13 protein-coding genes are annotated in these 13,198 nt (G+C 55.5%); 3 read left to right on the top strand and 10 right to left on the bottom strand.

The genetic code is table 11. The features are described from left to right. Nucleotides 1-14 precede the first annotated feature (14 nt). Nucleotides 15-893, bottom strand: a complete 879-nt coding sequence (gene dapA, locus NP77_RS07255) for a 4-hydroxy-tetrahydrodipicolinate synthase (RefSeq protein WP_003848787.1) — start codon at nucleotides 891-893, stop codon at nucleotides 15-17. 143 nt (nucleotides 894-1,036) lie between these two features. Between dapA and NP77_RS07250 the strand changes: the two genes are divergently transcribed. Together NP77_RS07250 and bcp are read left to right on the top strand one after the other, a co-directional pair. Then, entirely contained in the window at nucleotides 1,037-1,618 is a 582-nt protein-coding gene (locus NP77_RS07250; RefSeq protein WP_003848785.1) for a glycine cleavage system transcriptional repressor, read from the top strand. Between the two features lie 155 nt (nucleotides 1,619-1,773). Further along, nucleotides 1,774-2,241, top strand: coding sequence for a thioredoxin-dependent thiol peroxidase (gene bcp / locus NP77_RS07245; protein ID WP_039659567.1), 468 nt, complete (start codon nucleotides 1,774-1,776; stop codon nucleotides 2,239-2,241). 93 nt (nucleotides 2,242-2,334) lie between these two features. Here the strand turns inward: bcp and NP77_RS07240 are convergent, their stop codons facing one another. The 9 genes from NP77_RS07240 to NP77_RS07200 form a co-directional block, all read right to left on the bottom strand. Next, nucleotides 2,335-3,900: a sensor domain-containing diguanylate cyclase gene (locus tag NP77_RS07240; protein WP_008926546.1), complete on the bottom strand. Its 1,566-nt coding sequence runs from the start codon at nucleotides 3,898-3,900 to the stop codon at nucleotides 2,335-2,337. A 160-nt stretch (nucleotides 3,901-4,060) separates the two neighbouring features. Beyond that, nucleotides 4,061-4,891, bottom strand: coding sequence for a phosphodiesterase (locus NP77_RS07235; protein WP_039659565.1), 831 nt, complete (start codon nucleotides 4,889-4,891; stop codon nucleotides 4,061-4,063). Nucleotides 4,892-4,901: 10 nt separating this feature from the next. Further along, complete coding sequence (locus NP77_RS07230) at nucleotides 4,902-5,885, bottom strand: ABC transporter ATP-binding protein (RefSeq protein ID WP_039659562.1); 984 nt, start codon at nucleotides 5,883-5,885, stop codon at nucleotides 4,902-4,904. After that, nucleotides 5,882-6,697, bottom strand: a complete 816-nt coding sequence (locus NP77_RS07225) for an ABC transporter permease (protein WP_003848771.1) — start codon at nucleotides 6,695-6,697, stop codon at nucleotides 5,882-5,884. Before NP77_RS07225 ends, NP77_RS07230 begins: the two co-directional genes overlap by 4 nt. Beyond that, the gene (locus tag NP77_RS07220) at nucleotides 6,694-7,569 is read right to left on the bottom strand and encodes an ABC transporter permease (RefSeq protein WP_039659561.1); all 876 of its coding nucleotides are present in this window, start codon (nucleotides 7,567-7,569) and stop codon (nucleotides 6,694-6,696) included. Before NP77_RS07220 ends, NP77_RS07225 begins: the two co-directional genes overlap by 4 nt. Further along, a complete protein-coding gene (locus NP77_RS07215; protein ID WP_039659559.1) occupies nucleotides 7,569-8,591 on the bottom strand; it encodes an ABC transporter substrate-binding protein in 1,023 nt (340 codons plus the stop codon). The genes NP77_RS07220 and NP77_RS07215 overlap by 1 nt, the downstream gene beginning before the upstream one ends. After that, entirely contained in the window at nucleotides 8,575-9,597 is a 1,023-nt protein-coding gene (locus NP77_RS07210; protein ID WP_039659558.1) for a LacI family DNA-binding transcriptional regulator, read from the bottom strand. The genes NP77_RS07215 and NP77_RS07210 overlap by 17 nt, the downstream gene beginning before the upstream one ends. A gap of 125 nt (nucleotides 9,598-9,722) precedes the next feature. Continuing rightward, entirely contained in the window at nucleotides 9,723-10,331 is a 609-nt protein-coding gene (locus NP77_RS07205) for a DsrE family protein (RefSeq protein WP_003848763.1), read from the bottom strand. Nucleotides 10,332-10,361: 30 nt separating this feature from the next. After that, nucleotides 10,362-10,967 carry a DsrE family protein gene (locus tag NP77_RS07200; protein ID WP_003848761.1) on the bottom strand — a complete coding sequence of 202 codons (606 nt, stop codon included), beginning with the start codon at nucleotides 10,965-10,967 and terminating at the stop codon, nucleotides 10,362-10,364. A 753-nt stretch (nucleotides 10,968-11,720) separates the two neighbouring features. On the opposite strand from NP77_RS07200, the gene NP77_RS07190 reads away from it, so the two are divergent. After that, a complete protein-coding gene (locus NP77_RS07190; RefSeq protein WP_003848757.1) occupies nucleotides 11,721-13,184 on the top strand; it encodes a M48 family metallopeptidase in 1,464 nt (487 codons plus the stop codon). Nucleotides 13,185-13,198 lie beyond the last annotated feature (14 nt).

The raw sequence follows: 13,198 nt of genomic DNA, 5'->3' as shown, positions 1-13,198 counted from the left end.
TCAAACTCCCTAAATTATCGCAAACCCGCTTTCACCAGCGCCTGCTCCACTTTCGGCTGGCCAGCTGCAGTCAGTGGCGTCATTGGCAGACGCAGCGTGTCGTTAGCGATTAATCCTAGCTGTTTCGCAGCCCATTTCACCGGGATAGGATTGGGTTCACAGAAAAGCGTCTGGTGCAGGTGCATCAGACGCTGATTCAGGCGGCGTGCTTCAACGAAATTGCCCTGCTGTGCAAGTTGACACAGTTGAACCATTTCGCGTGCAGCGACGTTTGCGGTCACCGAAATGACGCCTTTACCGCCCAGTTGCATAAAGTCCAGCGCAGTCGCGTCATCGCCACTCACCAGAATGAAATCTTCATTTACCAGCTCTTGGATCTGACTAACACGCGATAAGTTCCCGGTTGCCTCTTTGATTCCGATAATATTTTTGATTTCGGCCAGGCGGGCAACGGTTTCCGGCAGCATGTCACAACCGGTGCGCGAGGGAACGTTATACAGCATCTGTGGCAGGCTGGTGCTATTCGCAATCGCTTTGAAGTGCTGGAACAGCCCTTCCTGGGTCGGACGATTGTAATAAGGCGTCACGGTGAGGCAACCCACCACGCCGGAATTTTCAAAACGCTTCGTCAGAGAGATGCCTTCAGCGGTGGCGTTTGCACCGGTTCCGGCTATCACCGGGATACGGCCATCAGCCAGTTCCAGGGTCAGCATCACCACATCACCATGTTCTTCATGGCTCAGGGTTGCAGATTCGCCTGTGGTGCCGACGGAAACGATCGCCGCGGTGCCGCTGGCGACATGATAATCAATCAGTTTTTTCAGACTCGACCGGCAGACATTACCGTTGTCATCCATTGGCGTAACGAGTGCAACAATACTTCCCGTAAACATTGGCGATCCCCTCGACAAACAAGTGCTTCATGGTACGTTTTACACTTAGGGAAAAGCAAGCAAGCCACGCCATTCCCGCGCTTGTCAGCAGTTTTTTTTATGTTTACCTTATGGTTATTAGCGAAAGCAGAGGAAAAGCCATTTTGCCGCAATCTCAGCCCCATCATCTGGTGATCACCGCGCTTGGTGTTGACCGTCCGGGTATCGTCAACACCATTACCCGACACGTCAGCAGCTGCGGTTGTAATATTGAAGATAGCCGTCTTGCCATGCTCGGGGATGAGTTCACGTTTATTATGCTGCTGTCGGGCAGCTGGAACGCAATCACACTGATTGAATCGACATTGCCGCTGAAAGGCGCAGAGCTGGAGCTGCTGATCGTCATGAAGCGAACCAATGCCCGGCTTCGTCCGCCGATGCCCGACACCGCATTCATCCAGGTTGAAGTGGCCGATTCGCCGCATATTATTGAGCGTTTCACCGATCTTATTGATAAGCATCAGATGAACGTGGCCGAACTGGTGTCGCGAATCACACCTGCGCAACACGAATTGCCACCGACACTCTATATTCAAATGACGGCCCACAGTCCAACGCGAACCCGTGGCACGTCGTTTGAGCAGGCTTTTAATACCCTGTGCCAGGAGCTGAATGCCCAGGGAACGCTACGTCTCTACAGTGTCTCAGACGCCGACAGCAGCGAACCTGTCAGCGCGATACGCTAAGCTTTGGTCCTTAAACCGGAGTTATTTCTCCACATTACTGACGCCTGAATGCTCGGCTATGTGGTGAAATACCCCCTGATGGTAATGTTGCTGCTGGCCGTTTCTGGCCGGATGGTGTATTACCCACAGCCTGAATAAGAAAATGGAGAGATGTGATGAATCCACTGAAAGCCGGAGATACTGCACCCGCATTTAGCCTGCCTGACCAGGACGGCGAACACGTGAATCTGACCGACTTCCAGGGACAGCGCGTTCTGGTGTACTTCTACCCGAAAGCGATGACACCAGGCTGCACCGTGCAGGCGTGCGGTCTGCGTGACAACATGGATGAGTTGAAAAAAGCGGGCGTGGAAGTGCTGGGTATCAGCACCGACAAACCGGAAAAACTGTCAAAGTTTGTCGAAAAAGAGCTGCTGAACTTTACGCTGCTGTCAGATGAAAATCATGAAGTCTGCCAGGCGTTTGGCGTCTGGGGTGAAAAAACGTTTATGGGGAAAACCTATGACGGTATTCATCGCATCAGCTTTTTGGTTGATGCCGAGGGCAAGATCGAAAAAGTGTTTGATAACTTTAAGACGTCGAATCACCACGACATGGTGCTGGATTACGTCCAATCAGCCTGATGTTAAGGGGCGCGTTAGTCTGACCGCCGCGCCCCTGCTTCTCTTTTTCCCGCACGTTTACCCTGCCGTAATGAAACATCCGGTTTCACCCGACTAGGAGTCGGCAACGATCACACAGTTACGTCCGGCACTCTTCGCCTCATAGAGCGCCGCATCCGCCTGTTTCAGGCTGTTTTCCAGTCCCGCATCCTGCGAACCATTCCAGGCCGCCACGCCAATAGACAAGGTAATGCGCCCCACGTCAGTCAGCCAGGCTTCAGCAATGCCCACCCGTACGCGTTCTGCGATGATCTGCGCCTCATCCAGGGCCGTTCCTGGCAATAGCATCAGAAACTCCTCTCCGCCATTGCGACAGACCACATCAGACTGACGGGCGCTGGCACGCAGCGTACTTGCCACCTGCTGAATGACCCGGTCGCCCACGTCGTGGCCCCAGCTGTCATTAACGTTTTTGAAATGATCGATATCCAGTGCCAGCACCGAAAAAGGCTGGCGCAGGGTCCGATAGTACTCCAGCACCGCATTCAGACCCCGGCGATTGAGTACCTGAGTCAGCGGATCGGTCTGCGCTTCTGAGTTAAGGCGACCAATTTTATCCTGCACCAGCCCAATACCGGTGAGCAGCGCGCGCTTTACCTGGGCCGCCTCAAAATACCAGGCGGTGATGCCGCCAATTTCTTTTGATACGCCCTGCGCATCCATCCGGCTGGCTTTGCGCGCCAGCTGGAAGAGTGGCCGGGCAATCAGACGTGCCATGACTAAGGCCACCAGCAGAGTCAGCAGCGCGAACGGCACAGAATTTTTCAGCACTTTCATCAACAGACCGGACAGCGGATCCAGTGTGACGTTAATCGGCTTCAACGCTACCACTGTCCAGCCGGTCGTCGGCACCACGGCAAAGCCCGCCAGCTGTGTGGCATTACCCGGACCGGCAAGCATCAGCGAGCCATTGGTCTGGTCATCACGCGGATTGACGATGGCAGGCAGCGTTTTGCCAATCAGTTGACGATTCTGGTGATACAACACCTCATTGTTGCTATCGAGCACATAAACCGTTGTGCCATCGCGATAGAACTGCTCACCCAGCAGCGCATTGAGTATGCTTTTCTTCTTCAGGTAGATCGTGCCGCCGATGTAGCCCAGGTAGTCACCCTCGGGACTCCAGACAGGCCATGAGACAAAAACCAGCAGATTATTGGCGGCAGAAAGGGAGGGTTTACTGATGATCGGCTGTCGCAGGGTCAGCGCCTCTCGCGAGGCGTCACTGGTGAGGTGCATACCCTGTAACGTCAGTGACTCGGGGGAAATTGCTTTGATCACGCCCTGCGCATCCACGATCGCGACGGAGTTGAAACTGGTGGTCTGCTCACGCAGTCGATTGACTTCATTGTTCAGCAGCCCCTGATTAGTAAAGTCACGGCTGAGCTGATTGGCGCTGTAATGAAGTTGAGACTGCGCCAGCTGGAAGAAAATTTCACTGGTTGAGGCGAGCTTGGCGGCATACGCCCGGTTAGCCTCAAGCGTGGTGTCAATAAGCACCTGGCGCTGAACCCGCCAGGTAGCGTAGAGCGCGTTCGCGAGTGTGATAACAATGCTGACAATCACCAGCAAGGCGATCAGATTGCGCAAATCGGCCTTGGGCCGGATGTGCTTTAGCATGGCGTCGCCGCGCCGAAGATGAGTGTCATGTCGTGAATGCCTGATTATTTTTTTAAGTGTGCCAGAGGCCCTGATATCCGGGCTTAAGTCTACACTGTGTCGGCATTTTTGAGCAGCACTAAGACAAATTTTACCCCGCTTAATACAGATTTAGCTGGCACTAATCGATTAATCCCTGACTATCGTAAAATGGCCAGGGTCCTGAAAAATGGCCAATCGCGCACTGATGTGTGACCATTCCCTCTCCGGGTTGCCAGCAATGCAGTAAATAGCCGGGCGGCTCCAGGATAAAGTGCGCGGGCCCCTCCGGATGCAGATCCAGCGCGACCTGATGCGATACGCCCGGCGCGACACAGGCGAGCGTGCCAGCAAAGCGGGTCTGCAGGCTGCGATGCAGATGTCCACACAAGACCCGTTCTACCTGCGGATGACGGGCAATGATCGCCTCAAGAGCCTGCGGATGGCGTAACCGTTGCCGATCCATATGCGCAATGCCGCAGGCAAAAGGCGGATGGTGCAGCATGACCAGGGTGGGCTGATCCGCGGACATGCCCAGCGCCTGGTCCAGCCATTCTAACTGTTCCTCGTCTACCTCACCCCACGGCTGTTGCGGTACGCTGGAATCCAGGGCAATCAACCTGACGCCGCCCACACTCAGCTGCCAGTTCAGTGTGGGTCCGGATTGCAGATAGCCGTGATCAGGGAAGGCAGCCCGCAGCGCCTCGCGGTCGTCGTGATTGCCCGCCATGAGATAAAACGGCGGTTGCAGGCGCTGCAGGGCTTCCCGCAAAGTCTGATACTCATCCGGCCTGCCAAAATCGACCAGATCGCCGGTAATCACCACTGCATCAGGTCGTGGCTGCAGCGTGTTGAGAGTATCGATAACCTGCAGTAACGCCGCATGGGTATCGACCTGTTTGTATGAAAGGCGGCCATGGGCCTTGATATGCAGATCGCTGATTTGAGCAATCAATGTGGGTTGAAGAGACACAACAGACTCCTTAGCAACTGAATTCCAGCGCGGCGTGGCTGGTCAGCGACCAGCTGATACGCTGCCCCGCCTGCCAGATTTCGCGCGCATGACGATCGACCTGAATGGGATTATCCAGTCCGATATCAATCAGTAAGCGCTGTGAAGCGCCGAGAAACATACTGCCCACCACCACGCCGCGCTGGGCATAGCGCGTATCATCGGCCAGCAGAACATCTTCCGGGCGGCAAAAACGCACAGGATTGCCTTCCGGGTCGTGCGCTACGCAGTTAATCGCACCCACAAAATCGGCCACAAAGCGGGAGGCCGGACGCTGATAAATGCCCTGCGGGGTATCAAGCTGCACCAGACGGCCCTGCTCCATCACCGCGATGCGATCGCCCAGCGCCATCGCCTCCTGCTGATCATGCGTGACGTAAACGGCGGTGATCGCCAGCCGCTTAAGCAGCACACCGATCTCCAGACGCAGTCGGTCGCGCAGCCTGGCATCAAGCGCCGCCAGCGGCTCATCAAACAGCAGCACTTTAGGCCGGGCGGCCAGCGCACGTGCCAGCGCCACACGCTGTTTCTGCCCGCCGGACAACTTATCAATCGCGCGATGTGCCAGAGGCGTCAGATCAACCAGCGCCAGCATCTCTGCAACCCGCGCCTCTCGCTCGGCACGCGGCACGCCCTGCACCTTCAGGCCATAGGCGACGTTCTGCGCCACGTTAAGTGTCGGGAACAGCGCGTAGTTCTGGAACACCATGCCGACATTGCGTTTCTCAATCGGCAGCGCGGTAACGTTACGTTGATCAAACCAGATCTCGCCCGGCGGATCGCTGCTTTCCAAGCCACTGATAATGCGCAGTAGCGTGGTTTTACCACAGCCCGACGGTCCCAGCAGAACCAGCGTTTCTCCGGCGTGCACGCGCAGATCGAGCGGATGCAGCGCGACCTGCTGATTAAAGCGACGCGAGCAGTGGCGCAGCGTCACATTGATGGCCTCATTCATACGGTTTCCTCTCTCTGCTGCCGCGACGTTTGCCGTTCCAGCCAGTGATTACAGGCGTTAAGCAACAGCAGCAGCGGTAAAATCATCATGATAAAGATCAGTGTGTAGGCAGAACCGACTTCCAGCCGCATGGAGGTGTAGCTGTCGGCCAGCCCCACCGGCAGCGTTTTGGTCAGCGGTGTGTGGAGCATCCAGGTAATGTTGAACTCCCCCACCGACAGGGTGATGACCATAAACGCACCCGCCAGAATGCCGTTACGGCAGTTCGGAACGACCACAGTAAAAAAGCGACGCCAGAAACTCGCCCCCAGGCTGGCGGCGGCCTCTTCCAGGCGCGGAAGATCAATCGCCTGCATCACCGACAGCACCGGGCGAATCATGAAGGGCAGTGTAAACAGCACATGGCCGATCAGGATAAAGAGCCAGCTGTCGCGCAACGCACTGAACTGACCGTAAAGCAGAATGATGCCCAGCGCGGTGGCGAGGCCCGGCAACGCCACCGGCAGCATCAGACACTCCTCAATACGCGAGGCCCAGCGTGACGGTGACTTGAGTAAGCCCCAGGCGGCGGGTACGCCAGCAATGACCGTCACCGCCAGACAGCTCAGCGCAATCAGCAGTGACAGCCAGAAGGTGTCGGCATACATCTGCCACACCTGCTCCACCCACTTCAGTGTCAGGCCACTGCGCAGGCCCGCGAAGTAGTTCTGTGTAACGCCCGCCAGCATCGAGAGCATGACCGGCACGATCATAAACAGTGCGGTGAGGCTGGTGATCGCCACCTGCAGCCAGAAGAGACCCCGTCGTTTCATGATTCATGCTCCTTCCGGCGCGTAAGGCCATTAGCCAGCATCAGCGCCAGCCAGGCCACGGCGCCCATCACGACTGAGAGTGCCGCCGCAGTGGCAAAGTTAGCGTAATTGGTGAACTCACCGTAAATGGTCAGCGGCAGCACAGCGAGTTCGGTACCCAGCGTAAAGGCGGTGCCAAACGCGCCCATACTGGTGGCGAAACAGAGTGCGCCACAGGAGAGCAGCGCCGGTTTCAGTCCGGGTATGATGATGTCTATGATGATGCGCCACTGGCTGGCACCCAGTGAACGGGCCGCCTCTTCCAGCGATCTATCCAGTTTCTCACTGGCCGCCACCAGTGTTACGATGGCGCGCGGCAGCGAAAAGTAGAGATAGCCAACAAATAAGCCGCTGAGTGAATAGGCGAAGACCCAGCGTTCATGAAACAGACTGAGACTGAGTTGCGCCAGCACACCCTGACGCCCCGCCAGCATGACCATCAGAAATCCCACCACCACGCCCGGAAAAGCCAGCGGAAAGGTCAGCAGCGCCAGCAGCGTTCCTCGTCCGGGAAAGCGCTGCCGCGCCAGAAAGCAGCCCACCACCGCCGCAATCAGCAGCGTGACCAGGGTCACCGCCGCCGAGAGCAGGACGGTATTCAGCAGGCTTTGCAGATATTGTGGCTGACTGATTACCGTCCAGTAGCCACTGTGGTGCGTGGTGCGATCCTCCGTCATGCCGATCTGTAACAGGCGGGCAAACGGCAGCAGCCAGAAGGCAGCAAAGAAGAGCAGCGCAGGCAACAGCATCCACGGCCAGTTTGCCCCCAGCGGGCGGAGCCGATGGCTAAGCGGCCCGCCCGTGGTTAAGGAATTAATGTCTGAAAGTGACATCAGCGAATCTCACTCAGATAGCGGGCGGAGAAGCCCTTCTGTGCATCGGCCATCTGCTGATAATCGACCGTGTGGGCGCGCGCATAATCACTGTCAGGCAGAAAATATTTTTTCGCCTCAGGTGACATCGCGCCAGCCCGTACCGGACGCAGCCAGGCATTGGCCCAGATTGCCTGACCCGCATCGGACAGCACGAAATCGATCACTTTCTTACCGTTGGCCGGATGCGGCGCGTTCTTCACGAGGCTGATAACGTACGGCACCGTCACCGTTCCCTCACTCGGGATAACAAACTCGACATTGGCGTGATCTTTGTAGCGGGCGCGATAGGCGTTGAAGTCATAGTCGATCAGAATCGGGATTTCGCCTGAAATCAGCCGCGCATAGGCGGTCTGCTTAGGCACAATGGGCTGGTTGCGCTGCAGCGCTTTGAACCAGTTGATGGCGGGAGTGAAGTCATGCAGGCTGCCGCCTTTGGCCTGATTCACCGCGACTGCGGCCGCATAGCCTACAAAGGCACTGGCCGGATCAAGATAACCCACCATGCCTTTATATTCCGGCTTCAGAAGATCATCCCAGGATCGCGGCACCGGCGCGCCACCCAGCGCATCAACATTCACCATAAAGCCCATGGTACCGGAGTGCAGCGCTACCCATTTGCCCGCCGGATCTTTCATACCGGCCGGGATTTCATCCCAGTGAGCCGGCTTATACGCGCTGACCACGTCAGCACTGACAGCCTGAATGCCGAAGCTGACGCCGTAATAGACCACGTCGGCAACCGGATTATTTTTCTCTGCCACCAGCTGCGCCAGCGCCTGACCCGAGTTTTTATTGTCCTGCGGCACATGAATGCCGGTCGCTTTTTCAATCGCCTGAAGCTGCGTGGCCCAGTCGGCCCACTCAGGCGGACAGTTGTAGCAGATAGCATTTTCCGCCGCCTGGACCCATGAACTGGTCAGCGTGCAGCCGGCCAGCAGCGCCGCGCTGGCGATATATCTGAGATTAAACGTGAGTGACATGATGTTTCCCTGAAGAAGAGCCATAAAATGCCGGGGCGATACTCTCCCCGATCCGTAAATGATGGGGCAGCAGGTGGGTTTCACTGCCCGGATTCAGAAGCAGATCAATGGCGAGCGTTCCCATCAGCGCAATCGGCTGAACCACGCTCGCCAGTGACGGTGAAAGCTGTTCGCCCAGCGCAATGCCGTCGAAACCGATCACTGACAATTGATGCGGCACGCTGACACCTGCACGCGCAGCCGCCCCCAGCAGGCTGATAGCCAGCAGATCGTTACTGCAAATCACTGCAGTCAGCGGCGAAGGTGCATTCATCAGCGGCAGCAGCGGCTTGAAATCGGAGTGGATATGGCTCGGCATCTCAATCATCGCCTGCGGCGTCAGACCAGCCTGCTGCATGGCCTGGCAGTAGCCGAGAAAGCGAAGACGCGCGCGATCGGATTGCTGCATTGGGCCTGCGGCCATCACGATGTGACGGTGGCCCAGAGAGATGAGATGGGTGGTCGCTTCGGCCATCGCTTTGCGGTTGTCGACGTGCAAAGCAGGCCACGCGTGCTGTTGGGGCACGCTGTGGGTCAGTACAAACGGCATCTTCGCTGCCGCCAGTGTGGGCAGCAGCGCACTGCGGTCGGCGTCTGCCACCGTCAGTACCAGACCGGCAACACGCTGGTGCAGCATATGTTCGACAATGGCTGCTTCCCGCTCAGCCTGATAATCACTGGTCGCCACCAGCAACGCATAGCCTGCCTGCTGTGCCTGCTGCTCCATCGCCTGCAATTGCATGGCAAAAACCGGATTGAGCAGAGAAGGCAGCAGTACACCGAGCGTGGTGGAGTGGCGGGTACGGAGCTGACGGGCAATGTGATTCGGCCGAAAACCTATCTGTTCTGAGGCGGCAAGCACCTTTTTCAGGGTACCCGGTTTAAGCAGATGAGGATCAGAGAAGGCGCGCGCAGCGGTTGCGCGGGAAACCCCTGCCAGTCTGGCTACGCTGATTAAATCGGTCATGTCTGCCTCGTTTATCGTCAATGAGATCGATCTCATTGCGGTCTAAACTAGTGGCGTTATATGACAGGCGTATCTCAGGAAGTTGACTGGCAGATGACAGCGGCAGTGACGCCGCTGCTGGAGAGTTAAAGCATCAGGAAGGCGTAACCGCTGTTTTCCAGGGTGGCAACGGTGGTGCCGCTGGAGATGGTATGAGTGACCATCGGGTCAATCCAGTTGCGATCAAGCTGATGAAACGCGACAGACTGATCACAGATAGTGACCTGAACGCCCGCTTTTTTCAGCTCGCTGATCAGCTTCAGGTTCGGGTTATCGACGCCATAAGCTTTGCTGAACTGATCATTATTCAGCGCTGATGACACTGCATCACCGTTAATCGACACCACAAATTTCAGCTGGTCGAGTGGCACACCCGCCGCATAATAGAGGTTGGTGACACGCGCTACGCGCTCCAGACCCAGATTCGGCTTACGAATATCGCCTTCATTACGGTTAATCTGGAAAACAATTTTATTACTCAGGCCCGCTGTCGTGCCGGGTTTAAATGCGGGCGTGTCGACATAATGTATTTTTCCGTAGCCCTCGATTGCTGGCGTACTCCAGAAATCAGCAGGCTCAGATTTATTATCCGCCATTTTCCCGCTGACCTTATCGTATAATTCCGGCAACTGTAAAACATTGCCCCCAATAAATCCGGCAACGGCTGCCATCACCACTAAAGCTGCTGGACGCATTTACGTTTCTCCCAATTATTTAAAAATGAATTACATTGCCAGCCACGCGTATCCCTGATTTTGCAGGGTTGATACGGTGGTTGGACTGGAAAGCGCATGTACCACGGATTTATCAATCCAGTTATTGGGATAGTGATGGAATGCCACGGACTGATCGCAGACCGAGACTTTCACTCCCGCCTGATTCAGCTCATTAATCAGCTTCAGGTTTGGATTTTCGATGCCATAAAATTGTTTGAAATGGGCATTGTCCAGCATGGCGGGCGTCGCATCTCCGGTGACTGACACCACAAACTTCAGTTGGTCAGCCGGAATACCCGAGGCGATATAGAGATTGACCACCCTGGCTACACGTTCCAGCCCCAGATTGGGTGCGGTCATCGCCCCGTCACTTCGGGTAATCTGGAAAACAATTTTGTTACTCAGGCCCGGCACCGGTTTAAACGCGGCGTCAGGCTCGTAATGAATTTTTCCGTAACCTTCAATCGCCGGCGTGCTCCAGAATCCGGGCGCTTCCTGTGGCTCGGTTGCAAAATGGCGTGTCACTTTGTCGTAAATATCGCCACTCTGTGTGACAGCCGCGCCAACGACGCCGCCAATAATGGCGATTAACGCGTATGAAACAACTGAACGCATAACCCTTCTCTCCGGCATATTATGTCTGGCAGATTCAGAATTGAATCAGGTCGGCTATCTATACCACAGCGCAGGTGTAATTCTTGCCTCTGTAAATTCAGGTCAACGCAGCGCTGATAACTATTGGAATTATTCACAGCCGGAATTAATCGAAAAGTTTCATGATGAGAAATAAAAAGTCTTATCTGGAGTGGACCTGACTATTTCTCCTTTTTCCTTTTCGATGCTATTCATTATATAAAAATAACAACCAGGCTAATCTGGAACATGTGGAATAAGGCGGGAGAGACGATTTGATTTATCAATGGTTGAAAGGCATTTAGCGGCGCAGAGTGCGCTATTTTTTCAGAGTAGACCTGGAAAAACACATGCCATGTTCAGTTTTTTTGAGTGAATTTACATAACTTTATAAAAATAAGCTTACTGGCTTCGGTTGTATGGCAGCAGATTCTGCTCTGATTCAACGAAGCGCAATGTAAATAAACAACAACGCCGTAATATAACCGCTGACGACCCCGGCAATACCCCGCCAGTTTTTTTTCGTTTAACTGCGGTTTAAACTGGCAGGATATTCAATTTTTTTCTTCATAATCGGCGATCTTGCTCAAATCAGGCGGGCGATTTGCCAGAAAACAACATTTCTTTCTTTTGAGGCCCTGGTTAAGATAGTCACGAACCGTCGTTATCTGCGAAAAACGGAACATTCCCGCTGCGCACCTGTCCATTCTCAGGGCCTCTCTACAGGATTCAGGCATGTTGAACTCGTTAAAGAAAACGCTGATCGCCGCGCTCCTTCCGACGCTCATTTTCTCCACTCTGACACCCGCTAACGCCGATGTCAGTGACTCACTTCCCGATATTGGTACTACGGCGGGTTCGACGCTATCAATTAATCAGGAATTGCAGATGGGCGACTTCTATGTGCGCCAGCTGCGCGCCAGTGCGCCGCTAATCAACGATCCGCTGCTTAATCAGTACATTAATCAGCTGGGGCAACGACTCGTTTCTCACGCCGACTCGGTGAAAACGCCGTTCCATTTCTTTCTGATCCAGAACGACGAGCTTAACGCCTTTGCCTTTTTCGGTGGCAACGTGGTGCTGCACTCGGCGCTGTTCCGCTTCACTGATAACGAAAGCCAGCTGGCCTCAGTGATGGCACATGAAATCTCGCACGTCACCCAGCGCCATCTGGCGCGTGCCATGGAAGATCAGAAGCGCAACGCGCCACTGACCTGGGTCGGTGCGCTTGGCTCTATTCTGCTGGCGATGGCCAGTCCGCAGGCGGGCATGGCCGCGCTGACGGGTACTCTGGCGGGAACGCAGCAGGGAATTATCAGCTTTACGCAGGGCAATGAGCAGGAAGCAGACCGCATCGGGATTCAGGTGCTGCAGCGCGCTGGCTTCGATCCCCAGGCAATGCCGAACTTTCTGCAAAAACTGGCCGATCAGAGCCGCTTCTCTTCGAAGCCACCTGAAATTCTGCTGACGCATCCCCTGCCCGACAGTCGTCTGGCGGATGCCCGCAACCGTGCTAATCAGATGCGGCCGGTGGTGGTGCAATCCACGGAAGATTTCTATATGGCAAAGGTGCGTTCGCTGGGGATGTACTCTACCGGACGTAATCAGCTGACCGATGAACTGCTGAGTCAGTACGCCAGCGGCAATTCCCGTGAGCAGATGGCGTCACAATATGGCAAAGCCATTCAGTTTCTGCAGGCGAAGAGTTACGCCGATGCGAAACGGATTATCACCCCGTTGCTGGCGAAGCAGCCTAATAATGTCTGGTTCCTGGATATCATGTCGGACATTGATATCGGGCTGAATCAGCCACAACAGGCCATCGCCCTGCTCACCGCCGCAACCGGTGCCAAAAACAGTCCGGTGGTGCAGCTCAATCTGGCCAATGCCTACGTTGAAGCGAAACAGTATGCCAATGCCAGCCGTATTCTGAACCGCTACACCTGGGCCAATAAAGATGATCCCAACGGCTGGGATCTACTGGCGCAGGCCTCGGCGCAGCAGGGACTGAATGATGAAGAGTTATCGGCGCGGGCAGAGAGTCTGGCCCTGAATGGCCAGCTTGATCAGGCGATCACCACCCTGAGCAGTGCCAGCGCACAGGTGCCGCTCGGCAGCCTGAAACAGGCGCGTTACGATGCCCGTATCGATCAGCTGCGCCAGTTACAACAGCGCTTTAAGCAGTATCAGAAAGGCTAAGCACTCACACCGCC

The sequence above is a fragment of the Pantoea sp. MBLJ3 genome, assembly GCF_000816655.1.
In the GTDB taxonomy this organism is placed as follows: Bacteria; Pseudomonadota; Gammaproteobacteria; order Enterobacterales; family Enterobacteriaceae; genus Pantoea; species Pantoea eucalypti.
Note: the sequence above shows the minus strand (reverse complement) of the source record. Positions and strands in the feature narration are given on the sequence as shown.

Coding starts and splice junctions, on each gene's coding strand:
- dapA (WP_003848787.1), bottom strand. CDS start 893: ATGTTTACGGGAAGTATTGTTGCACTCGTTACGCCAATGGATGACAAC.
- bcp (WP_039659567.1), top strand. CDS start 1,774: ATGAATCCACTGAAAGCCGGAGATACTGCACCCGCATTTAGCCTGCCT.
- NP77_RS07240 (WP_008926546.1), bottom strand. CDS start 3,900: ATGCTAAAGCACATCCGGCCCAAGGCCGATTTGCGCAATCTGATCGCC.
- NP77_RS07230 (WP_039659562.1), bottom strand. CDS start 5,885: ATGAATGAGGCCATCAATGTGACGCTGCGCCACTGCTCGCGTCGCTTT.
- NP77_RS07225 (WP_003848771.1), bottom strand. CDS start 6,697: ATGAAACGACGGGGTCTCTTCTGGCTGCAGGTGGCGATCACCAGCCTC.
- NP77_RS07220 (WP_039659561.1), bottom strand. CDS start 7,569: ATGTCACTTTCAGACATTAATTCCTTAACCACGGGCGGGCCGCTTAGC.
- NP77_RS07215 (WP_039659559.1), bottom strand. CDS start 8,591: ATGTCACTCACGTTTAATCTCAGATATATCGCCAGCGCGGCGCTGCTG.
- NP77_RS07210 (WP_039659558.1), bottom strand. CDS start 9,597: ATGACCGATTTAATCAGCGTAGCCAGACTGGCAGGGGTTTCCCGCGCA.
- NP77_RS07205 (WP_003848763.1), bottom strand. CDS start 10,331: ATGCGTCCAGCAGCTTTAGTGGTGATGGCAGCCGTTGCCGGATTTATT.
- NP77_RS07200 (WP_003848761.1), bottom strand. CDS start 10,967: ATGCGTTCAGTTGTTTCATACGCGTTAATCGCCATTATTGGCGGCGTC.
- NP77_RS07190 (WP_003848757.1), top strand. CDS start 11,721: ATGTTGAACTCGTTAAAGAAAACGCTGATCGCCGCGCTCCTTCCGACG.